Raw genomic sequence first — 23183 nt, 5'->3', positions numbered from 1 at the left:
CCACAACCCATAAAATCAAACAAATCAATTTGTTAATTTAGACTTGTGGCATTGGTGCCCCATATCATTCGAACCTGTCTTGCACAACGACATAGCATGTCGCACCGAAATCAAAAGCTCAAACTCAAAAATAACAGTTATTAAATACAATAACTGGATACCCGTGTCTGGTGTGGCACCGCACTTGCAAATATGCTCTCCGGCTCCTTGCTCAACTCCCTGTGTCTCACCTTTGATCTTCAACTTATCTTGCAGGTATGAAATGAATAAGACCGTATGGTTTTACGCCGCTCTGCTGTTGTTTGCTATCATGGCCTCCGCCGCTCCCAGTCGACCGTTACCGCCGCGATCCGCGCCACCAGCAACTCCGATTCGCAGTCCGCTATCTACCATCGTGAACATCCCCTGGAGTGACGATTTTGAAACTGGCGGCGCACTCTGGACAACTTCGGGCTTCTTCAATGTCACGGCCGATCCTCAGACTCACGAGGTGCTGAACCCGACGATTAACCCGACGATGGTGTCGCTGCCGGATGAGGGCTTTCTGCCGACAGCTCACAACGGCAATCACGTATTGTGGTACGGCGAAACCTCGACCGGCTCCTTCATCGGGTCAGACTTTGATCCCATACAAGGCAGCCATTCTGGCGGCACATCAAACGGCTCGAACACCGGCTGGGCAATCACGCCCGAATTTGATCTCACCAATGTCGGCGAAGCGACCCTGACTTTTTGGACATGGTGGGAGATCGAGGGTGTGGATGTGCCGTGGTTCGACCTGATGTTGGTCGAAGCATCAACCGACGGTGGTTCGACATGGTCGCCTGTCGGCTCTGGTCAATTGAATCCACTTGACGATGTCAACGCCGCCGACCATGTTGGCTACAGCTCCGGCGGGGTAGGCGAGCCCGGTGTTTGGGTTCACCACGCGTTCCAATTGAATCAATTCACCGGGAACCTCTGCGCGATTCGTTTTCGTTTTGACACCGTGGATCCACTGTTCAACGGCTTTCGTGGTTGGCTGATTGACGAAGTCTCCGTCACAGGTGCGGGCGATCCGCCGCCGGACATTTCGCACATGCAGCCCAATCGCGGCGACCGCGACAACTTGATCCACGTCCACGGCGACAACTTCCGCAGCGGCGCGCAGTTCTTCATCGGTGATCAGCTCTGCGTATCCGTCGTGCTCGCGGAAGACCTCGCGCAAATTATCGTGCCCAACATGCGTCGTGATGTCTATAACGTGACGGTCATCAATCCCGACGGCCTCGCGGGCGGATGCAACTTCTGTTTCACCGTGGACAATGTTCAGCCGCCGGAAATTCAGGGCGTTACACCGACGTGGACTTACATCGGCATTCCGCGTCTGATCACTGTAATAGGCGAACGTTTCAATCCCGGCGCTATCGTCACCATCGGAGGATTGCCCGTCACGAATCTGAACATCATCAATGATCAAACGATGACGTTCATGACTCCGCAATCCATCGGCCTTGGCGCGCGTGCAATTCGCATTGAGAATACGGACGGCTTGTTTGATCTCTGCTCTGGCTGTATGGAGATTCGGCCCTGGGCATTCGTTACGTCGCCAGACAGTCTGGTGATTCAAGCCGCATCGCCGCACATTCAACTCTATTGGACGCCCGCCGATTCAGGCAGCATGTACGGAGTCTTCAAAGCTGATCCCTCCACCGGTGAATTCAACATCCTCGAATCCGCGCTCTTCGACACGACCTACGTGGACAGCTTCGCGCTCGATTCTCCTGAACCGATGCAGTTTTACGTCATCCGCACATTCGCTCCATAGCAACACAACAGCAAGACAAGCAAAAGCCCCGGATTTTCTCCGGGGCTTCTTTGCATGCCGTCAAACTCAATTTCCCCAAAAGGCGGCCAAGACCAGTGACATCCTCAACCCATTTTCACGGCGGCACCCGCTGCGGGTGCCCCGCTGGCCAAGCGCCTCGAAATCCTGAAGCGCGGGCGCTAGCGGAAACTTGGTCCAGCGTCAACGCTGGCCAGCAACACCTCATTCTCCACAAACCACCCCTCCGGCGTCAGGCGAAAACACTGCTCATCAAGCACGCGCAGATGACTCGGCAAGCCCGCCGCCTTCTCCCACAACTTCCGCGCATGCGCGCCGCCCCATTCGTCATGACAGGCGCTCCACGAAATCCCCTCCTTGCGCCGTAAGCGCACCGAAATCCACTCTTCCCACCGTTCGCTTTCGTTGTTCTTCCATTCGCGATCCACGCACGACACGCCTGCCGCCGCGCGCTGTTCATAGTCGTGTAAATCGGCGACGTTGGCGAACCTCCGCGCATGTCCGTCAAACGAATGCGCCGACGGCCCGATGCCTAAATACGGCTTGCCTTCCCAATAGACCTGATTGTGTACCGAACGATAGCCTTCACGCGCGAAGTTGGAAACCTCGTAATGCTCAAAACCGGCGCGTTCCAGCGTCTCGTGCGTGAGCAGAAAGAGTTCCGCTTCAAAATCCTGCGCGGGCGGTTCGATCAGCCCTTGCTCCAGCCACCTGCCGTAAGGCGTGGCCTCATGATATTCAAGATTGTAAAGCGACACATGATCCGGTTCACAGGCCAGGAGCTGTTCCATATCACTCTGCCACTCTGCCATCGTCTCACCCGGTAACCCAAAGATCAAGTCAAGCGACAGATTCTTAAATCCCGCCGCGCGCGCGTTGCGTACCGTGTCAAGCGTCTCGCTGGCCGCATGATCGCGATACAGCAAGTGCAGCTTGCGCGCTGAGAACGACTGCGCACCCAGCGACAGCCGGTTGATCCCTGCGGCCCGCAGCGCCCGCAGGCTGTCGAGCGTCAGCGTCCCCGGATTCGCTTCCAGCGTCACCTCGCACTGCTGAACATCACCCATAATCGAAACGCCGTTCAGCAGGGCCCCGATCTGCTCGGCGCTGTGCAGACTGGGTGTACCGCCGCCAAAATAGACAGAGGTAATTGGTCCTTTGACCCAACTCGATTCCCGGGTGCAAACTGCCGATACCTCAGAGAGAATCGCCTCGCAGATGCGCGCCAAGTCGTCCCGTCGCGGCACTTTCTTGAAGAAATCGCAGTACGGGCAGAGCCGCCGACAGAACGGCAAGTGTAGATAGACCGCAACTGGCACTACTCTTGCCCTATATGGCAAATGCGATGGAGGGTCCCGCGCACTGTGGTGTAAACATTTGTTTTACTTAGCTAACTCGTTGCTCATATCGTCCGAGCGGGTCAATCCCGCTCCGTACGGGCAAAGAGTGCCCGTTTGAATTTGTCTATGACCCCAAAACTCAATCCAGCCAACATCCCCTCCGAGGAGGCGCAAGTCGCCAACGGGAATGGAGTGGGTCCGACGCCGCCAGCCGCCTCCCCGGCTGCCGCGCAGCGGGCGCGTGGGCTGGCGAGTCTGATTACGGGGTTATTGCATCGCGGTGATTCCGCGCCGACCGGGGCGCCTGCCGAGCAGGCCCCCGAGCTGCTGGACCTGTTGCTCGAAGGCCCCGACGGTTTAGTGGTCGTCCACCGTGAACGCGGCGAAATTGTGGAAGTTTCCGCGCGCTTCTGCGAATGGACCGGTCGCTCGCGCGACGACCTGCTTGATCGTCCCCTGCTGGCCATCTTCCCCGAAAGCGAACGCAAGATTGTGCGCACGCTCTACGAGGATGCGGGTGCCGGCGGCGTCCACGTCGTCGAGATCACGCCCTCAAACCCCGCGCTGAACACTCGATTGGTCGAATTTACAACTCGCCGCTCCGATTCCGGAGGCGGCGAGTTTGCGCTCTTGGTGGGTCGTGACGTCGGCGAGCGAGCCATGTCCGAGCGCTACTTGCGCACCGAACGTGACCGCCTGAACACCTTCATCCGCGCCATGCGTGACGGCTTCGCGCTGCTTGACGTGAACGGCGACGTGCGCTATGCCAATCCCACGATGGAGACGTTCTTTGAATCTTACGAGCTGCCTGTGGTCTGTCACCGCTGGCTCAAGGAATTCTCCAAAGATGACCGCACCGACTTGCAGGGCCTGACCTCGGCCTACGGCGGCAAGACGCTTAAGCTCGACATTGGCGACGGCCGCATGTTCCTCGTGACGCGCAGCTTCCTGTTTGAAACCGGCAAGCCCAGTCAGGTGATGCTGATGTGCAAGGACATCACCGAGCAGGCCATGATGGAAAAGCAGAATCATCTGCTGGAACTCGAACTCACCCGCGAATCCAAGCTCGCTGAGTTCGGCGTGCTGGTCGCGGGCATCGCGCACAATCTGAACGGACCTCTGACCGGCATTCTCGGCCTCTGTGACCTGATGAAGATGCGCGGCCTGGCGGGCAGTGAAATCGAGCAGATTCGCAAACAGGCCGGTGTGATGCGGGATCTGATCGGCAATCTGTTGCACAAGTCGCGGAACGAACGCGAAGTTGAGCCGCGCGATCTCGACGTGCGCGAAATAATTGACACCGAACTGCGCTTCCTGGAAGGCAATCTCTTCTTCAAGCATCACGTCACCACGCAGCTCCTGCTGGCCGACGATCTGCCCACGCTGTACGGCGTCTATATTGACCTGTCGCAGGTCATCGGTAATCTGGTGCGAAACGCCATTGACGCGATGTACGAAGCGCCCAAGAAGCACCTGACGCTCAAGGCGTTTGTGCAGGAGCGCTATCTCGTCTTGCAGGTCGCCGACACGGGCACGGGGATGAGCAAGGACGTGCAGGCGCGCATTTTTGAACCGTTCTACACCACCAAACCCAAACAGCATGAAGTGCCGGACGGCACTCCTGCGGGCACCGGCTTGGGTCTGTCGTCGTCGCGCGCGATTCTCTCGCGCTACGGTGCGATGATGGACGTGGAATCAGAACCGGGCATGGGCACCACCTTCACCGTCCGTTTTCCCATCGGCCGCAAACCCGACCTGCAACCTCGCCCAGCGTGACACGGACGAACTGACTGATGAATGGCGGCCAACGGTCGCCATTTCTGTTTCTGCACCTACGGAATCCACGCCCCCACCGAATCCGGCGACCACCACGTACCGTTTTCGTATTGCAGGCCGATGCGGTAGTAAGCCAACGCGCCGCTGACCGCCGTCGAGTCGTCGAAATTATTCGGGCAGTAGCCGTTTTGACAAGCCAGCATTCGAATCGTTGCCCACGAATCGGGCGTACCACGTCGCGCCCGAGCCATTTCCGGGGGGGGGGTTTTTCGCCCCCGGGGGAATGACTCTGCCGTCCGAGTACGAGATTGCCGCCAGATTGTCCACCGGCACAGGCTCCTGTGTCGTCAGATGAAGCGTCGGGCCCTCCCCCCCTCCCCCCCCCCCCCCCCCACCAGACCGACCGGCAAAACCCCTCCCCGGAGTCCCCCCGCATCGGTTGCACCTGACTCGTCCGCGCGAATCGCCATACGGATACTATCCACATTCGGCGATTGGCGGCACCATAGAATATCTATCCGCTGCTGATACGACTGTTCAAACAGAGTGTCAATCACCGGCGCCAGCGGCGCGGCCGCCGTGTCGAAATGCACGCGCGAAACGGTCTGAATCGTAATCGTTGGGCTGGCGTAGTTCGCGCTGTCTTCGGTCATCAAACTGACCCAAAACGTGATGCTAAAGTCCTCCGACATATAGGACGCGAAGTTGTTGTTAAAACTCGCCAACGGCAACCGGAAACTGCTGCCGGTCGGAAAGTTCACGACAGAGTATTGGCTAAAATCCCCATACTGCTGAATCCGTCTGAACAAACGCGCCTCCACAATGACACCTGGAATATCGGTCGTGACGTCGGCATAGAGGAACGTATCGCTCCGAAATCCCCACGGACAGGAGTAGTTCGTGGCGCCTGAATCCGTCAAGACCAGTGCCTGGTGAAGTGATTAGACTGATACGGCCCCCGAATCTCTTGGGTGTGTTGTTGTAGGTGTTGTAGTTGATATCGCCTTCAGGCGTACAGCTGGCAACAACCAGCATCAACCAGAAAATCAGAAGCAGCATGCGCATGATTAAACCTCAAAGTTAGCAGTGCATATATGTGTAAGATTGAAAAGAATTCTATCGCCTTGTCATCCCGTCAGGGATAGTACTCGCGGCGGCACCCGCTGCGGGTGCCCCGAACGCGCTTCCCGTCCATGTTCGCCGTAGCGCCCAGCTTGCTGGGCAAAATCCCCCAAGGCAATGTCGCAAATCAGGGAATTTAGCGCGGCAGAATATCGCGGTTATCACCGTAATAAAGTGTATTCATTCTGGATGTAGGGGCGGATGGCAATCCGCCCGTTCTGGTTTTGCCTTTGTTCTGATCGCGAGCGCGGAGAACAACGAGGGAGTCTGAGTTCACCCAATCTACCACCAACCCAACACAATCTCAAGTCTATTGGGTTTACCCTCCGCCTTCATACTTCATACTGCTGATTTCAGACTTCTCCGCCCCCCCTTGACTTTTGGCCCAAATGTTCATATATTATGAATCCTACCGCCTCGTCTCCCTCCTCCTAACCCCCTAAAAAACATGAATTCTCCCTCCATCCCCCCTCATCGCGGGTCGCCCGCAAACGCCCTCAAACACGGCCTCGAAGCCACCGATCCCATCTTCCTGTCCCGCCTGTCTCCCGATGAGCAAGCCATTCTCGAACGCCTGCGCGACATGCTGTTTACCCAACATCAGCCGCAATCCTCGGTCGAAGAACTCATCGTGGACAAAATCGCCATTCACCTCTATCGTCAATACCGCTTCTATCGCTTGGAACACCAAACGATTAACGCCGGCATGAATCTCGACAGTACCGGCCTGACGATGCTCCCCCACCTCGACCGCCTTTCCCGCTATGATTCCCGCATCAACCACCACCTCAACACGCTCTACCAGAGCTTGCGCGCCGCCCAACGCAACCGCAAATTCTCGTTATCCGATTCACAAGACAAAAATCAACCCTCCAATTCCTAAACCCTTCCGTTTCGACAATTGTGAGCGCCAAATCGCAAATACACGACTTAGACCCCCAAACGGCGCCGGTTGACTCTCGGGCGACAAAGCCGTAAATTCTGTTTTCCGCGTCCAAAACGAACCCTGAATAATATGAAGTTAGGCCTGGTTACATCCGGTGGCGACTGCCCGGGGCTGAATGCCGCCATTCGCGCCGTTGTGCGCACCGCCAACAACCGCTTCGGCTATGAAACCGTCGGCATCCGCAACGGGTGGAAAGGGCTGCACGACGGCGATATCATCCCCCTGCCCTCCAAGTCGGTCGGCGGCATCCTGAATCGCGGCGGCACCATTCTGGGCACCTCGCGCTTCAACCCGGTTCACGACCCCGACACGCTGGCTCATGTGCTGGAAAGCATCGCATTGCACCGATTGGACGGCATTATCGTCATCGGCGGCGACGGCAGCCTGTCCGCAGGCTACGAGCTGTCGAAGCACGGCGCGAAGATCATCGGCATTCCCAAGACCATTGACAACGACATCACGGGCACGGATGCCACGTTCGGCTTCTACACGGCGGTGCAAACGGTGACGAATGCGATTGACAGCCTGCACGCCACCGCCGAATCGCATCACCGCATCATGATCATCGAGACGATGGGCCGCAATTCCGGCTGGATCGCCGTGACCGCAGGCATCGCCGGCGGCGCCGACCTGATTCTGATCCCCGAGCGCCCGTTCAGCTGGGAGAAGGTCTGCCAGCAGCTCGTCACGCGCCATGAAATCAAGCGCTTCTCCATCGTCGTGGTGGCTGAAGGCGCCGTCGCCGAAGGCGAAGGCATCATCACCAGCGGCCAGTTGGACAACTTCGGTCGTCCGGTGTACGGTGGTATCGGCTATCGCGTCGCCCGTGAAATCGAACAGCGTACCGGCATCTCGACGCGCGTCACCGCGCTCGGCCATGTCCAGCGCAGCGGCACTCCCGTCGCCGAAGACCGCCTGCTCGCCACCACGATGGGTGTGCACGCGGTAGAAGCTGCGTCGCAAGACCAGTTCGGCCACTTCGTCGCCCTCCGCGACGGCCACTTGGTCACCGTCCCGCTCTCCGAAATGAAGGGCAAGACGCGTTTCGTAGACGAACGCATGTACGAAATCGCCGAGATCTTCTTTGGGTAGTCCCCCAATTAGTGACCACCATTGCGCGCCGGCAGCGGTTAACACATTTGCATTCTGACATCTGGTTTTCAGATCTCATACATCATACTTCATACTTCGGAACTCTCCCATGCCAATTCGCATAGCTATTAACGGATTCGGGCGCATCGGCCGCCTGGTGTTTCGCGGAATTTACAATGATCCGCGCTTTGAAGTGGTCGCCATTAACGACTTGACCGACGCCAAGACGCTGGCGCATCTGCTCAAGTACGATTCGACGCAGGGCAAGTTCGGCGGTTCGGTGGAAGTGACTGCGACCGGATTTCAAGTCGGCAAGAATCACATTGAAGTCACCGCCGAGAAGGATGCCAAGAAGCTCGATTGGAAAAAGTACAACGCGGATATCGTGGTCGAATCCACCGGCGCGAAGTCGTTCCGCGACCGCGCGGGGATTCAGCAGCACATTGATGCGGGCGCCAAGAAGGTGCTCCTGACCGTACCGTCGAAAGACGAGATTGACGCGACGATCGTGCTGGGCATCAACGACCACGATCTTAAGCCCGAGCACAAGCTCGTGTCCAACGCGAGCTGCACGACGAATTGCGTCGCGCCGATGGCCAAGGTCATTCTGGACAACTTCGGCATCGAGCACGCGTTCATGACGACGATTCACAGCTACACGAACGATCAGAACATCCTTGACGCGCCGCACAGCGATCTGCGCCGCGCGCGTTCGGCCGCGGTGAGCATCATCCCCACGACGACGGGCGCCGCCAAGACCGTGGGCAAGATCATCAAGGAGCTCAAGGGCAAAATTGACGGCACATCGCTGCGCGTGCCGACGCCGACCGGCTCGATCACGGACCTCGTGGTCAATACGACCAAGCCCGTCACGATTGCCGCGGTCAACGCCGCGTTCAAGGCCGCGGCTGAAGGCCCGATGAAGGGCGTGCTCGAATACACCGAAGAAGAGCTGGTGTCGGTGGACATCATCGGCAATCCGCATTCGTGCATCTTCGACGCCAAGTCCACGATGGTCATGGGCGACAAGATGGTGAAGATCTTCGGTTGGTACGACAACGAGTGGGGCTACTCCATGCGCTGCGTAGACCTGCTGGTCATGATGAGTGCTTAAGCGCATTTCGTTCGCCAATCGCCAACGCATAAGGATGAATACCCATGAGCGACGCACCGCAGAAACCGTCTGAAATCAAAGAGAACCTGAACGAGGCCAAGGAGTCCATTGGCAAGCTGTGGGGCAGCGTGACGACCGAGACGCACTCCGCGATTGAGAAAGTGGCTGACAAGACCGGCAAGTGGTTCGAAGAGAAGAAGAACACGGTCACCAAGGAAGACGTCGCCAAGGCCGTGGACAAGGCCGAATCGGGCATCGAGAAGCTGCTCAATTCGGGCAAGGACTACGTCGTCAAGCTCGGCAAGCAAGCCAAGCTCTTGTGGGAGATGCTGCGGGCCAGCGCCAAGCAGGAATTTGACGTGCCGTGGGCTACTGTAGCCGCGCTTACCGCGACGCTGCTCTATCTGATCTCGCCGATTGACGTGATGCCCGATTTCATTCCGGGCCTGGGCTTCCTCGATGACGCGTTGGTCATCGGGCTCTGTTTGTCGCTGATTCGCGTGGACCTGAAGCGCTTTGCGGCGGAGCGCAATTTGAAACTAAGCGATTACGCGCTGGGTGACGACGGCAAGCCGCTGGACGACAAGCCGCAAGCATAGTTAGTGACGCGCAAGCGCAGGTTCGGTTTCGGCGCTCTGCTCGGCTGGTTCGCGATTCTCCCGAAGACGAAACGCGGCTGGCAATTCCTTTACCGCCGTTTTGCGTTGTGGCGCAAAATGATGGCGGAAGTCCTGCGCGGCAAATCTCGGACGCCCTGGGCGACGATCATCGCACTCATTGCGATTGCGTTGTACGTGGCCCTGCCGTTCGACTTGATTCCCGATTTCTTCCTGTTCTTTGGCTGGCTGGACGATGCGTTTGTCGTCGCGAAGCTCTTTTCACTGATGAAGTTTGATTTGCGGAGGTTCCTTAAATCCCGCCAGATTGATCCTGAACCGTTTGACTTACAAGATTAGAACGAGTAATCAAAACAAGCATTTGACATGAAGACAAAAACCATTCTCATTTTGGCCATCACCGCGCTGTTCGCGGTCTCTTGTGCCTGTGGCAGCAAGGCGTGTACGTCGTTTGGTGAAGAGCCGACCCTGAAGAAGTCTCACAACATCACCGAGCTGAACGCCAATCCGGCGGCTTACGTGGACAAGGACGTGCTGGTATCGGGCACGGTGGTGGATATGTGCAAGCACGCGGGCTGCTGGGTGGAAATCGAGCAGGCCGATCATTCGAAGATCCTGTGCAAGAGCATGGGTGACGTGGTGACGTTCCCGCAGGAGACGCTGGGCAAGCAGATCACGCTGCAAGGTACGCTGATGTATGATCCCAACGCGCCGGGCGCGGTGGAAGAGAAGCACGAGGGCGAAACGGAAGGCCACGCCTGTCCGGCTCCGGCGATCATGGTAAGCATCAAGGGCGCGTCGGTAAAGGGACTATAGTTGTAGTACGCGGCGGCGGGTGCAAGCACCTGCCGCTGCGTTTCACACCCGATTTTTTCGCAGTGCTTCAGGCTCGTGAAGCAGGAGCTGCGCTATTTTTCGAGCCGCTCAATACATTCACGAATTGGAGTAACCGGTGCCTGCTGACAAGCCGACCCGCTATCGTTTGAAAGACAAAGAGAAGAAACACGTCAAGGCGAAGCCGCCGCGCGCGGGTGGCGCGGGTGCGGGACGTCCGGCCAAGCCCAAGTGGAGCGAGGGCGATGATCGTCCGCCGCCGCGCAAGAAATTTGATGATGGCGAACGTCCGGCGCGTGCGCCGCGTCGTGCGGCGGGTGAAGGCCCGGCGCGTGGTCCGCGTCGCGAGTTCGGTGACGGTCCGCCGCGTGGTCCGCGCCGCGAATTTGGTGACGGTCCGCCGCGTGGTCCGCGCCGTGAATTTGGGGATGGTCCGCCCCGTGGTCCGCGTCGTGAGTATGGTGATGGTCCGCCGCGTGGTCCGCGCCGCGAGTACGGTGACGGTCCGCCGCGTGGCCGTTCGACCGGCCCGAAGCGTGAGTGGACGGATCGTCCGCCGCGTCGTGATTTCGCCGACCGTGGTCCGCGTCCGGCTGGCGGTGGCAACGCCGAAGTCATGGAAGCGTTGACGCGCATCGAGACGGCGCTGAAGGACTTGACCAAGCGCATCACGCTCATCGAGAATCAGCTCGACGAAGTCTTCGCCGAAGAGTAGGAGCGGAACCAGTTCCGCCCGCGTGAGGGGACGGCACATTGTAGCGCCCAGCTTGCTGGGCAAAATCCCCAGGCGAGAGCGACACCTTCGTGCGTGTCGTCCTGCTGAACATCGTGAAACATCTCCCTGGAGACTCCCGCGGGATTCTTCAGGCCGCAGCGGCCTGAAGAATGACGACGCGAATGCTTTGCGACGACGGTTGCGGGGCACGCGCAGCGCATGCCGCCGCGAGATCGGGCGCCATGCAGGCAATACAGAACGGGCGGATGGCCATCCGCCCCTACAATAGAAAGACTAAATTTTCATCCCCCCGATGAACAAACTCACAATTGATCAGGTTGACTTAAGCGGCAAGCGCGTGTTGGTGCGCGTGGATTTCAATGTGCCGCTGGACGAGGGCAAGGTCACCGACGACACGCGCATTCGCGAGTCGCTGCCCACGATAAAGAAGATTGTCGCCGCCGGCGGCAAGGCGATTCTGATGAGTCACCTTGGGCGACCGAAGGGCAAGAAGAATCCGGACATGTCGCTGGCTCCCGCAGCGGTGCGGTTGGCGGAACTGCTCGGCAAGCCTGTGACCATGGCAATGGACTGTATCGGCGAAGAGGTCGAGAAGACCGTCGCCGCGATGGTGCCGGGACAGGTCGTGCTGCTCGAAAATCTGCGCTTCTACAACGAAGAAGAGAAGAACGACGCCGAGTTCGCCAAAAAGCTCGCCAAGCTCGGTGATCTGTACGTGAACGACGCGTTCGGCTCGGCGCATCGCGCGCATGCTTCAACAGAAGGGGTGACGCAGTTTATCAAGCCATGCGTTGCGGGCTACCTGATGCAGAAGGAACTCGACTACCTCGGCAAAGCTCTGGCCGAACCGAAGCATCCGTTTGTCGCAGTATTGGGCGGTTCGAAAATTTCGGGCAAGATTGACGTCATTGAGAATCTCATCGGCAAGGTGGACACGATTCTGGTGGGCGGCGGCATGGCCTACACGTTCTATAAGGCGCAGGGCGGCGAGATCGGCAACTCGATTCTCGAAGCCGACAAGATGGACCTTGCCCTCGAACTGATCAAGAAGGCCGCAGGCTCCTCGACGAAGCTCGTGCTCCCGCCGGACTCGCGGGTGGCCTCCGAATTGAAATCGGGTGAAGCGACCTCAGCGGCCGCCTCTAATCAAGTGCCCGAAGACATGCTTGCCGCCGATATTGGCCCGGAGACCGAGAAACTCTACGCCGACTACATCCTGAAGGCCAAGACGGTGGTCTGGAACGGCCCTATGGGAGTCTTTGAAATTGATGAGTTTGCGTCCGGAACGAAGGCTGTTGCGGAAGCCCTTGTACGGGCCACGCAGGCCGGAGCAATCACCGTAGTGGGTGGAGGCGACAGTGCTGCGGCGATGGAGAAGTTCGGCTTGGCAAGCCAGGTCTCGCACGTCTCGACGGGCGGTGGCGCAAGCCTTGAGTTCCTTGAGGGTAAGGTGCTGCCGGGCGTGGCAGCTCTGACAAACGCATAAAACACAATGAGTCGTCCGATCCTACTGGCCGCGAACTGGAAGATGAACAAGCTCACTGCTGATGCGGTGGGCTTTGTTCGCGAGTATGCCGCCAAATTGGCAGATTCGGCAGTCCCGACCGTTCTTCTGCCTCCAACGACGGCGGTGGACGCGGTTGCAAGTGCTTGTAAAGAGAGTGGTAAGGGCCCTTCTCAGCTTGCATTTGGGGCTCAGAATTGTTACTTTCAAAGTTCCGGCGCGTTTACCGGGGAGGTTTCCCCGGAGATGCTGGTTGACCTCGGTTGCCGCTATGTGGTGCTGGGGCACAGTGAACGCCGCGCGATTTTCGGTGAGAGCGATGAGCTGATCGGTCAGAAAGTCGCCGCCGCGCTGAAGGTGGGCTTGACGCCGATCTTTTGTATTGGCGAAACGCTTGCCGAGCGCAACGCTGGTCAACTCGAAACGGTGCTCACGCGGCAGGTTGAAATCGGTTTGTCACAGGTCGGCGACGATCAGCTCGAACGAGTGATTGTGGCCTATGAACCGGTTTGGGCGATTGGCACCGGAGTGGTCGCCACCCCGCAGCAGGCGCAGGACGCGCAGCGGTTTGTCCGCAGTGTGTTGGCCAAGCGAGGTGCGCACGCCGCGACGAAGATGCAGATTCTCTACGGCGGCAGCGTGAAGCCCGACAATTGTTTCGAGCTAATGACGCAGCCGGATATTGACGGTGCGCTGGTCGGCGGCGCGAGTTTGCAGGTAGACAGTTTGCTTGCACTGCATCGAGAATGCGTGCGGGCGACGGCCTGATTTCCAATTTCGATTTCCTAATTTCTAATTTGTTTTTCCCATGATTTACGGACTCTTAATCGCAATTCAGATTCTGGTGTCGGTTCTGCTGGTGGTCTCGATTCTGTTGCAGAACGCCAAGGGCGGTGGTCTGGCGGGTGTGGCGGGCGGCATGGGCAGCTCGACCGTATTCGGCGGACGTCAGGCGGCGAACTTCCTGCAGAAGGCGACGACGATTCTGGCCACGCTGTTTCTCGTGAACTGTCTGCTGATGGCGTTGCTTTCGGGCGGCAGCACGCAGCAGGTATCGGTGACACAGCAGGCGGTGCAGAGTGCGCCGATTGACAGTCCGGTTCCTTCCATTCCGGGCGGAACACAGGTGAGTCCGGTGACGCCGACCGAAACGGCTCCCGCGACAACTCCCGCGCAAACCGGTACGGCTCCCGCGACGACCCCGGCCCAGCAGCCGACGAACAGCGGTAACTAAGCAGCCCCGCTCCGCCATGCGCAACGCGCAAGCGGGAAACACGGCTTAACCAGCCGCCCGAGTGGTGAAATTGGTAGACACACTATCTTGAGGGGGTAGCGCCGCAAGGCATCTCGGTTCGAATCCGAGCTCGGGCACCCGAAACTCTGAAGCCCCGCGCAATTTTAGCGTGGGGCTTCGTGCTAACAGGAAGTCAGATGAAAATCTCGCGCCGGAAAGTTCACGGCAGAAAGACAGGCTCTTGGTTGTCTACGGTCTCATGATGCTGTTGACGGTTGCGCCGCTGGCTTGGGCGGACGCAGATGCCGTCGTGCGCTCAGTCTACGAACGTCTTCACCGGAATCCGGAAATGGGGCACGCGGAATTCGAAACGGCGAAGGTGATTCGCGCGGAATTGGAACGCGCCGGGTTTAGCGAATTCGTGGATGCGCCGTCGCTCAAGACCGAAGTGATCGCGGTGCTGCGGACGGAACGGCCCGGCCCGACGATTTGTCTGCGCGCGGAATTGGATGCGCTGGAAATTCTCGAAGATTCAACGCACGATCTCTGCTCGGTGGTGCCGGGGCGCATGCACGCCTGCGGTCACGATGCGCATGCGGCGATGCTGCTGGGCGCGGCGCTGCGGTTGAAAAACGACCAGCGCGTCAACGGCACGGTGGTGTTCCTGTGGCAGCCGGCGGAAGAAATCAAGGGTGGGGCGGATGATCTGGTGAACGACAGCACGCTGCACAAGCTCGGCGTTGAGAAGATGTTCGCACAGCACGTGTTCCCGGGATTGCCGGTGGGCGTCGTGCGGATTGCACCGGGACCAGTGCTGGCCGGAAGCAACTACTACAGCGTGACAGTGCAGGGGCGCGGCTCGCATGCAGCCTACCCGCATCAGGGCGACGACGTACCGTCGTGTCTGGCCAATATCGCGGCTGGATTGACCTCATTGCCTGCGCGCAAGATGAATGTACTCGAAGAGCCGTGCATTATGAGCGTCGCGTGGATTGATTGCGATACGTCGCACACGTACAATGTGCTGCCGGGCGAGTGTTCGTTTGGCGGCACGGTGCGCGCGTATATTGATATCGCCGATTCAATACAGAACGGCGGGACGATTGAATCGCTGATGACGCAGTACATCACCAATACGGCTGAAGCCTACGGCTGCACGGCGGCCCTGCGCTTGCGGCGCGGCGCTCCGCCAACGGTAAATAATCCGCAATTGTGTGATGCGCTGCTCGCGGCGGCGCACGAATTTCCGGCCCTGCGCGCGGATGGCCAGAGCATACAACGGATGACGGCTGAGGATTTCGCGTATTACACGCATGAGTTTCCGAGCCTCTATTTCAGTCTCGGCATAGCGCAAGACGGTCTTGGCGAGGGCGGCATCCACACGAGTGAGTTCACGATTCATCCGGACGCACTGGCGGTCGGCGCGGATCTGATGGTGTGGCTCGCGCAGTGGAGCACGCGGCGGTAGCATGAGCGGTTTCACACCCTTTCCCGAAACGCGCTGGACGGCGATCCGCGCGCTCAAAAGCGACGACAGTGCGGCGCGGCAATTGGGTTGGGATGTGGTGGCGCGGCTCTATTGGCGGCCCGTCGAGAGTTATGTGCGACTGAAATGGCGGGCGACCGAGCCTGACGCGAGTGACGCCACGCAGAGCTTTTTTGCCTATGTTTTGGAACGCGACACGCTGGCGAAGTTTGATCCGGACAAAGCGCGTTTTCGCACGTTTCTGCGCACCTGCCTTGAGCGCTTTCTGATCAACGAACATAATGCGCAGACGGCGCAGAAGCGCGGCGGGGGAATGGTGACGTCTTTGGAGACGGCGGGCGCGGATGGCGCCGCGCTGGATCCCGCCGATCCGGAACAGCTTGACGAGCTTTTCGAGCGGGAATGGCGGCACAGTCTCTTCGCGGCGGCGATTGCGGAAATCGAGAGCCTGTGCACGACTGACACGGCGCGGTTGCAGTTTGCGCTGTTCCGGCGTTATGACGTCGAGCGCGGCGCGGCGGAGAAACTGACGTATGACGACCTGGCACGGGAGTTTAATCTCAGCGTGACGGCCGTGACCAACCACTTGCACGCGATCCGGGTCAAAGTGCGGCTGGCGCTGCTGGAGAAATTGCGCTCGATAACGGCGAGTGAAGCGGAGTTTTTGGAAGAATCGTATGCGCTGTTCGGCGCGCGGGGCGGGGCGCGATGAGAATTCCGGATGACGCGCTGGACCGTTTGAGCGTTGCGCTCGACGAGCCGGATCTGTCCGGCACGCGTTATCGCCTGCTCGAGCCGCTCGGTCAGGGCGGCATGGGCAATGTGTATGTGGCCGAGGACACAACGCTGCGCCGCAAGGTCGCGCTGAAAGTGCTGCGCGTGGCGGATAGCGCGGGTGAATTGGCGGAGCGGCTGCGCGCGGAAGCGCAGGTTGCGGCGCGGCTCGAACATCCGGGCATAATCCCTGTACACGACTTGGGGCAGTTGCCGGACGGCCGTGTCTATTATGTCAGCAAGCTCGTGCAGGGTCAACGACTCGACGCCTTTGCGGCGCAGAGCGAATCGGTGGCCGAGCGGCTGCGCGTTTTTGTGAAGATATGCGAAGCGGTGGCCTATGCGCACAGTCAGGACGTTTTGCATCGCGATTTGAAGCCAGCGAACATCATGGTCGGCGATTTCGGCGAAGTGCTGATTCTCGATTGGGGCACGGCGCGCGGACACAGTCAGCATGGTGCGCACACTGCCGGTCACGGAACGCCGGGTTATATGGGGCCGGAGCAGATGCGCGGGGAGGCGCTCGATGCACGCGCCGATGTCTTTGCACTGGGTGCGACGCTGGCGCACATCTTAACGCGCGTGCCGCCGACGGATGACGCGTTTCCCCGCGCGGTGGGCAGTTTGCCGCGGCCCTTGCGCGCGGTCGTTGGAAAGGCCATGCATCCGGACTACACGCAGCGTTACGCCGGAGCGGTTGACTTAGCCGCGGATGTCGTGCGCTATCTCGATGGCGAACCCGTGGCGGCGCAGCGCGAAACACCTCTCGAACGCGGGGCGCGACTGCTCAGCAAACATCGGTTTATCGTTATTATCCTCTTAACATACATGCTGATACGACTCATTTTCTTTTTGGCCTTGCGGCGCTAAAGGGCTCGGTGGATTTGCTGTATTGATGATCAAGCGAAGGCAACTCAACATCACGGAGGCAATATGTCGAAACCCCTGCTTGGGATCATTCTCGGGACGGTACTGGGTGCGTTTGATGGTATGACGGCGTGGTTCACGCCGGCGGTTCGCGACATGCTGGCGGGGATCGTCATGTGGTCGTCGGTCAAAGGCCTCCTGGCCGGGCTGATCATCGGCTTCTTCTCACGGAAAGTGAACGACATGACCAAGGGGATGATCTTTGGATTCATCGTCGGTCTGGGATTGGCTGCGATGATTGCCGCGATGCCGGGGGAGAACGGTGAGCATTACTGGTTCGAGATCATGATTCCCGGTTCGCTGGTAGGACTGATTTTGGGTTGGGCCACGCAGAAGTACGGTGCAAGACCTGCAACCGCTCGATAAGCCAGGACACAGCAAGCAACACAGAGGAGACAGCGATGGGCATGCCAGTCGTTCACTTTGAGATCATTGGTCAGGATGGCGCGCAATTACAGACGTTTTACGGCGCACTGTTCGGTTGGAAAATTGACGCCAACAATCCGATGCAATACGGTTTGGTGGCGGCGGAAGAGAAGAGCATCGGCGGCGGCATCGGCGCAGGCGAGCCCGGCGGCAAGCCGTATGTGACGGTGTATATCGCGGTCGAGAAGATTGATCCGGTGCTTGAACACGTGACGAAGCTCGGCGGCAAGGTGGTCATGGGACGTACCGTGATACCGGGGATGGTCATCATGGCGCAGTTCACGGACCCCAGCGGGAATCTGATCGGGCTGGTCGAAAACGAGATGCCGGCGTAGGCGACAACCTCCTTCGCCCCTGCGTGCGCGGCGGGCGCGGATCGGCCTGGAGACTCCCTCCGGGCCGTTTGCGTATGCGATATGACGCAAAACGCAGGCAGTTATTCATGGCTGTGCGCAGCTCCTGTGCACGTTGTTCCCAATTTCAAACATCACTGCCCCACAGCACACGCCGGACAGGCCGAAAAGCAAAAATGAGTTGCGAAGAGCGAATGAGGATATTATCTTATGGGTCTGAGGACGACGTGAACATCGGGGCGACCCACATTCAGCGGACAGGGAGGCAAGTCTGATGCGGCAGTGGCTTGTCTTCTTGTATTTGGGGTGTCTCGCGTGGGGCACGTCGTTCTTGTGGATCAAACTCGCTCTGCGCGAAATTGGTCCTATGACGATGGTTAGCTGGCGGCTGATCTTCGGCGCCGTTGTGACATACTTGATCGTCAAGTGGAAGCGTTTCGATTTGACGTGGTCGGGTCTGACTTTTTGGCTGCCGTTCGTGCTGGGGATTACCAGCGTGGCGATTCCGATCAGCTTGATTGGATTCGCGGAAACGCGCATTGACTCGGGGCTTGCGGGTGTCTTGAACGCGACTATGCCGCTGTGGACGATGGTGCTCGCGCACTATTTTCTGCACGACGAGCGCTTCACGCTGCCGAAGCTCGCGGGTCTGCTGTCCGGCATCGCGGGCATTTGGGTGCTGATGAATCCGGATTTTGGCGCGAGCACCGATCTGTTGGGACAAGGTGCGATGATCACCGCGACGTTCCTGTACGCTTCGAGCACGGTCACGCAGCGAAAGTTCTTGCGCGGTCTGCATCCGCTGCAAACCGGTTTGCCGATGATGCTCGGCGGTTTGATCTTCATCATGACGGCGGCGCTGCTGTTCGAGGACAAGTTCGTTCCGCGCGAAACGCTGACGTGGCTGGCGTGCGGCTGGATGGGGATATTGGGGATGGCGCTTTCGACGGTCGCGTGGTTTTACCTGCTCAATCAGTGGGGCGCGACGCGCACATCGTTGACGACGTTTCTGTTTCCGCCGACGGCGGTGCTGCTGGGCGTGCTCTTTCTGGATGAACCGCTGCACTGGGACATCGTGGTCGGCGGCGGATTGATCATCGCGGGGATAGCGCTGGTGAATTGGCGCAAGTCCGCGTAGCGCGGTTTGCGGTAACGGCCGTCCTGGCGCATCATAGGATAAGATTTCATATTTCATACTTCATAATTCATATTTTCTTTCGGAGACAATACGATGAAACGGTCCCCAATGTTGTTGACGCTTGTGATACTGTGTTGCTGTGCGGCGGCGAGTGTCGCGCAGATTTCGCAGGGCGGCGCGCCGGCGAGTTTGTCTAACCCGCTGAATGCCGCGCTGTCGCGCACGCTGCCCGCGGTGGATCATGCGGCGCTGCTGGCCGAAGACGCGCAGGAAGGCAAGGATGTGGCGCTGCGGTTCGGTTATCCGCACGAAGTGAATTTCAATTTGGACAATAGCGGCACGTGGGAAGACACGAAAGACGGCCGCGTGTGGCGGCTGCGCGTGGAGTCGCGCGGGGCGTATTCAATCAATCTGGTGTTTGACCGGTTTGACGTGCCCGCCGGCGGCCGACTGTTTATCTACAACGACGCCTACGACTACGTGATTGGCGCGTTCACCGAAGCGAACGAAGCGCCGTCGGGCGATCTGGGCACACAGCCGGTGCCGGGCGACGCGATTACGATTGAGTACATCGAGCCGTACGAAGCACAGGGGCAAGGCGAGCTCTCGATTATGCGCGTCGTGCATGCCTATCGCAATCTGTTCGGCCGCGGAGCAGAGAATCCGCTCGACAATTATGGCGATAGCGGAACCTGCAACAACAACGCGAACTGCCCTGAGGGCGCGAATTGGCAAGAGCAGAAGCGCGGCGTGGTGATGCTGCTCACGAGCGGCGGTTCCCGCTACTGCTCGGGCTCGCTGATCAATAGCACTGCCAACGATGCGACGCCGTTCGTTCTGACGGCGAACCACTGCACGCCGAGCACCAGCGACGTGTTCATGTTCAACTACGAAAGCCCGGGCTGTCCGAACGTGAACGGACCGACCAATCAGACGGTGGCGGGCTGCCAGCTTCTGTTCAACAGCAGCGCGTCCGACGTATTTCTGGTGCGCTTGAACAGCAGCGTGCCGCTCGCGTACAATCCGTACTTCAGCGGCTGGAACGCGAATGACGCGGCGTGGACGAGCTCGGTGTGTATTCACCATCCGAGCGGCGACATCAAGAAGATCACATTTGACAATCAGGCGCCGGTATCGAGTACATGGTCGGGCACTCCGGCCAATTCGCATTGGCGCATTTTGAATTGGGACGACGGGACGACTGAGCCCGGTTCGTCGGGTTCACCGTTGTTTGACCAGAACCATCGTATCACGGGCCAGTTGCACGGCGGCACGGCGAGCTGCACGAACAACATTGACGACTACTACGGCAAATTTTCGCTCTCGATGACGAATGGCCTGCGCACGCATCTTGATCCGGGTAATAGCGGCGTGATGACGCTGGATGGATTTGATCCGCAGGCGGGCGGCTTCGTGCGCGGCACGGTGACGGACAACGTGACGACGCTGCCGCTTGCTGGTGTGACGGTGAGTCAGATTGGCGGCACGCGGACGACGACGACCGATGCCAGCGGTAACTACTTCATGCCGTTGCCGGACGGTTTCACGTATGATTTCGCGTTCAGCAAGTTTGCTTATCTGTCGGATACCGTCACGGGCATCGTGATTGTTGAAGGTGACACGGTGGTTGCGGATGTGAGCCTGACGCCGCTGCCGATTATCACTGTGTTGAGCGAAGATTTTGAGGACGGCGCGGCCGATTGGACGCACGCGGGCGCGGGCGGGACGTGGGTGGACGATTGGCACATTTCGACCGAGCGCGCGCGCTCGACGACACACAGTTACAAATGCGGCTCGAATACGACGGGGCAATACCGCGCGTTTAACGATGCGCGGCTTGTGTCACCGGTGATGAACAATCTGCCGGACGAGTCCGTGATGAGCTTCTGGATGCAGATTGAAGGCGAGACTTCGACGGCGTATCCGGATTCGGCGTATGACGGTGGTATTGTTGAGATCTCGGTGGACGGTGGCGCGTACACGCAGGTCACACCGACGCCGGGATACACGAACACGTTCCGCATTTTGTCCGGCGGCGGCGTACCAGTGCAAGGACCGATGCCCGGGCTGCCATGCTTTGCGACAAATCAGACGACGTGGACGCAGTACACGCTGGACCTCGCGGCGTATGCGGGTTCGAGCCTGCAAGTGCGGTTCCGTTTCGGTTCAGACAACAGCGTGCAGCGCGAAGGCTGGTATATTGACGACGTGCTGGTGCAGGCGGTCGGCACGGCTGATATCCCGGTGCCACAAGATCTCACGATCTTTGTGGATGGCGAAGATGTGGTTCTGCATTGGGCGGCGGACAGCAATCCGCTGTATCGAGTCTATTCGTCCCTTGATCAGAGCAGTCCTCTGCAAGTGCTGGAAGGCGAAACGGACCAGACGAGCTTTACGATCATTGGTGGCGCGGCCACGGATGAGATGCGCTACTACGTTGTGGTCGGCTATCAGCCCTAACCAGCGCTGACGCAGGCGCTTGGGACAATCGGAACAACAAGAACGCGGCGACCCGTCTGGGCCGCCGCGTTGCGTTTGGCTGTACCTCTTGGGCCATCCGGTCGTGCCATTTCACAAACTTTTATCAAGGTGAAAAGGTGTAGGATATGGAATAACAAGTCTTAGGGAATTTTTTTTGACCCAAGAAAACGCTTGACTTTGCGGCACGTGGACTCCTATATTTGAGATAACGGTTCCACGACAGGGAGGCTACGGGAGTGAAGCTGGCCGAAGTTCTGTTTGAAAAAGGGACGCGGGTCCATATGGCCCACGAGTCGGATCCGGTGTTGTCGGCGGTCGAGACGCTGGTCTCGCACAACATTGGTGCCTTGGCAATCCTCGATACCAGCGATCGGCTGGTGGGGATATTCTCAGAGCGCGATATTCTGCGATTGATCTCGCGGAACGCCGGTGAACTGGTCAAGCTCAAGGTGGGCGAGTTCATGACACGGGACGTCATCACGGGCAAGCCTGATGACACTGTGGACGAAGCGATGGCGACCATGACATCGCACAGGATTCGGCACTTGCCGGTGGTAAATCACAGCGGATTGGTGGGAATGATCTCGATTGGCGACCTGGTTAAGGCCCGGTTGGACGAGACAGAGTACCACAAGCAACAGATGGAAAACCTGGTCCTGGGAAGATATCCGGCGTAGACGAACGCGGGATCGCGCGACCAGTATGCAAAAACGCCCGGCGCAAGCCGGGCGTTTTTCGTGCAGAAGAAGCGCCCCCAGCCGAAGGCCGGGGGCTAAGTCATCTTGGCCGATTAGGACTACGCGTCGCCGCCGAGTTTGGCGCGCTTAATGAAGGCGCGGTACTTATCGGTGTTGGCGGCGATAGTCTTCTGCGGGCCGGTGAGCTTCAGGAAGAAATTCCCGGCGGGTGTTTCGAGCACCGAAGCGATCATGCGGTAGTTGGCCTGCTCCGTTGAGGGGCCGGCGCCCATCGTGGAGGGCAGCAGCGTACCGGAGATATCCGTAGTGATCACGAGAATACCATTGTCCAAGCGCATGGTGTCGGTCTTGGCGACCGAGGCACCGGGCTCGCCGTGCGGCCCCTTCATCTGGCCCTGCCAGCGTTCGAGGTTGGCCATGGCGCTGCCGCCGGTACCGGGGAAGTGGAACACGGCCAGTTCACCGTCGGCGTTGTCGCCGTCCGAGCGTGCGAGTGCGGCCTGGGCGAGGCGCATGTTCGACGAAGGCTGGGTTTTGCTCCATCCGGCCGGGAGGTCAGCCATCAAGCTGTTGACATCGAGTCCGGGACCAGAGGTCTCATGGGGATTAGCAGGTCGGTCGCCCATTTGCCGGTCGCCCATCGGACGTTCATTCATTTTCTGTTCATTCGGTGCTGAATCCGCTTTTTTCTGCGGTTTTTCGGGGACGCATCCCACGGCCCAGACCATACAGCACAATACCAGCAAAATCTTAAACATAG

General features: G+C 59.0%; 24 protein-coding genes and 1 tRNA gene. 21 read left to right on the top strand and 4 right to left on the bottom strand.

Going from position 1 to position 23183, the window contains the following annotated elements:
* The first annotated feature begins 262 nt into the window (after positions 1-262).
* Entirely contained in the window at positions 263-1807 is a 1545-nt protein-coding gene (locus IPH10_12160) for an IPT/TIG domain-containing protein (GenBank protein MBK6911661.1), read from the top strand.
* A 179-nt stretch (positions 1808-1986) separates the two neighbouring features.
* Here IPH10_12160 and hemW read toward each other — a convergent pair whose 3' ends face one another.
* Entirely contained in the window at positions 1987-3120 is a 1134-nt protein-coding gene (hemW, locus tag IPH10_12155) for a radical SAM family heme chaperone HemW (protein MBK6911660.1), read from the bottom strand.
* Positions 3121-3291: 171 nt separating this feature from the next.
* Between hemW and IPH10_12150 the strand changes: the two genes are divergently transcribed.
* Complete coding sequence (locus IPH10_12150) at positions 3292-4941, top strand: PAS domain S-box protein (GenBank protein ID MBK6911659.1); 1650 nt, start codon at positions 3292-3294, stop codon at positions 4939-4941.
* A 56-nt stretch (positions 4942-4997) separates the two neighbouring features.
* Here IPH10_12150 and IPH10_12145 read toward each other — a convergent pair whose 3' ends face one another.
* Positions 4998-5192 (bottom strand): hypothetical protein, encoded by a 195-nt coding sequence (locus IPH10_12145; GenBank protein ID MBK6911658.1) that lies wholly within the window; start codon positions 5190-5192, stop codon positions 4998-5000.
* Positions 5193-5288: 96 nt separating this feature from the next.
* The gene (locus IPH10_12140; GenBank protein MBK6911657.1) at positions 5289-5861 is read right to left on the bottom strand and encodes a hypothetical protein; all 573 of its coding nucleotides are present in this window, start codon (positions 5859-5861) and stop codon (positions 5289-5291) included.
* A gap of 650 nt (positions 5862-6511) precedes the next feature.
* Between IPH10_12140 and IPH10_12135 the strand changes: the two genes are divergently transcribed.
* From IPH10_12135 to IPH10_12045, 19 genes are all read left to right on the top strand, one after another.
* Positions 6512-6946 carry a hypothetical protein gene (locus IPH10_12135; GenBank protein MBK6911656.1) on the top strand — a complete coding sequence of 145 codons (435 nt, stop codon included), beginning with the start codon at positions 6512-6514 and terminating at the stop codon, positions 6944-6946.
* Positions 6947-7078: 132 nt separating this feature from the next.
* Positions 7079-8101, top strand: coding sequence for a 6-phosphofructokinase (locus IPH10_12130; protein MBK6911655.1), 1023 nt, complete (start codon positions 7079-7081; stop codon positions 8099-8101).
* Between the two features lie 109 nt (positions 8102-8210).
* Positions 8211-9215, top strand: coding sequence for a type I glyceraldehyde-3-phosphate dehydrogenase (gene gap / locus IPH10_12125; protein ID MBK6911654.1), 1005 nt, complete (start codon positions 8211-8213; stop codon positions 9213-9215).
* 44 nt (positions 9216-9259) lie between these two features.
* A complete protein-coding gene (locus IPH10_12120) occupies positions 9260-9814 on the top strand; it encodes a DUF1232 domain-containing protein (GenBank protein MBK6911653.1) in 555 nt (184 codons plus the stop codon).
* A gap of 3 nt (positions 9815-9817) precedes the next feature.
* Positions 9818-10171, top strand: a complete 354-nt coding sequence (locus IPH10_12115; protein MBK6911652.1) for a DUF1232 domain-containing protein — start codon at positions 9818-9820, stop codon at positions 10169-10171.
* Positions 10172-10198: 27 nt separating this feature from the next.
* The gene (locus IPH10_12110; protein MBK6911651.1) at positions 10199-10648 is read left to right on the top strand and encodes a DUF4920 domain-containing protein; all 450 of its coding nucleotides are present in this window, start codon (positions 10199-10201) and stop codon (positions 10646-10648) included.
* Positions 10649-10784: 136 nt separating this feature from the next.
* Entirely contained in the window at positions 10785-11381 is a 597-nt protein-coding gene (locus tag IPH10_12105; GenBank protein ID MBK6911650.1) for a hypothetical protein, read from the top strand.
* A gap of 313 nt (positions 11382-11694) precedes the next feature.
* Positions 11695-12888, top strand: coding sequence for a phosphoglycerate kinase (locus IPH10_12100; protein ID MBK6911649.1), 1194 nt, complete (start codon positions 11695-11697; stop codon positions 12886-12888).
* Between the two features lie 6 nt (positions 12889-12894).
* The gene (locus IPH10_12095) at positions 12895-13674 is read left to right on the top strand and encodes a triose-phosphate isomerase (protein MBK6911648.1); all 780 of its coding nucleotides are present in this window, start codon (positions 12895-12897) and stop codon (positions 13672-13674) included.
* A gap of 40 nt (positions 13675-13714) precedes the next feature.
* Entirely contained in the window at positions 13715-14140 is a 426-nt protein-coding gene (gene secG / locus IPH10_12090) for a preprotein translocase subunit SecG (protein ID MBK6911647.1), read from the top strand.
* A 55-nt stretch (positions 14141-14195) separates the two neighbouring features.
* Positions 14196-14277: transfer RNA gene (locus IPH10_12085), tRNA-Leu, on the top strand.
* A gap of 104 nt (positions 14278-14381) precedes the next feature.
* Positions 14382-15608 carry an amidohydrolase gene (locus IPH10_12080; GenBank protein ID MBK6911646.1) on the top strand — a complete coding sequence of 409 codons (1227 nt, stop codon included), beginning with the start codon at positions 14382-14384 and terminating at the stop codon, positions 15606-15608.
* A 1-nt stretch (position 15609) separates the two neighbouring features.
* The gene (locus tag IPH10_12075; GenBank protein MBK6911645.1) at positions 15610-16338 is read left to right on the top strand and encodes a sigma-70 family RNA polymerase sigma factor; all 729 of its coding nucleotides are present in this window, start codon (positions 15610-15612) and stop codon (positions 16336-16338) included.
* On the top strand, positions 16335-17270 hold the full coding sequence (locus tag IPH10_12070) for a serine/threonine protein kinase (GenBank protein ID MBK6911644.1): 936 nt from the start codon (positions 16335-16337) through the stop codon (positions 17268-17270). Before IPH10_12075 ends, IPH10_12070 begins: the two co-directional genes overlap by 4 nt.
* Before the next feature lie 63 nt (positions 17271-17333).
* Positions 17334-17693, top strand: coding sequence for a hypothetical protein (locus IPH10_12065; GenBank protein MBK6911643.1), 360 nt, complete (start codon positions 17334-17336; stop codon positions 17691-17693).
* A 35-nt stretch (positions 17694-17728) separates the two neighbouring features.
* Entirely contained in the window at positions 17729-18088 is a 360-nt protein-coding gene (locus IPH10_12060; GenBank protein ID MBK6911642.1) for a VOC family protein, read from the top strand.
* A 292-nt stretch (positions 18089-18380) separates the two neighbouring features.
* Entirely contained in the window at positions 18381-19244 is an 864-nt protein-coding gene (locus IPH10_12055; GenBank protein ID MBK6911641.1) for a DMT family transporter, read from the top strand.
* Between the two features lie 93 nt (positions 19245-19337).
* Positions 19338-21704, top strand: a complete 2367-nt coding sequence (locus IPH10_12050; GenBank protein MBK6911640.1) for a choice-of-anchor J domain-containing protein — start codon at positions 19338-19340, stop codon at positions 21702-21704.
* A 257-nt stretch (positions 21705-21961) separates the two neighbouring features.
* Positions 21962-22402: a CBS domain-containing protein gene (locus IPH10_12045; GenBank protein MBK6911639.1), complete on the top strand. Its 441-nt coding sequence runs from the start codon at positions 21962-21964 to the stop codon at positions 22400-22402.
* Between the two features lie 119 nt (positions 22403-22521).
* On the opposite strand, the gene IPH10_12040 is transcribed toward IPH10_12045, so the two are convergent.
* Positions 22522-23181, bottom strand: coding sequence for a hypothetical protein (locus IPH10_12040; protein ID MBK6911638.1), 660 nt, complete (start codon positions 23179-23181; stop codon positions 22522-22524).
* Positions 23182-23183 lie beyond the last annotated feature (2 nt).

The organism is bacterium (assembly GCA_016702305.1).
In the GTDB taxonomy this organism is placed as follows: domain Bacteria; phylum Electryoneota; class RPQS01; order RPQS01; family RPQS01; genus JABWCQ01.
The sequence above is the reverse complement of the archived record's forward strand: the minus strand, read 5'-3'. Positions and strand labels throughout refer to the sequence as shown.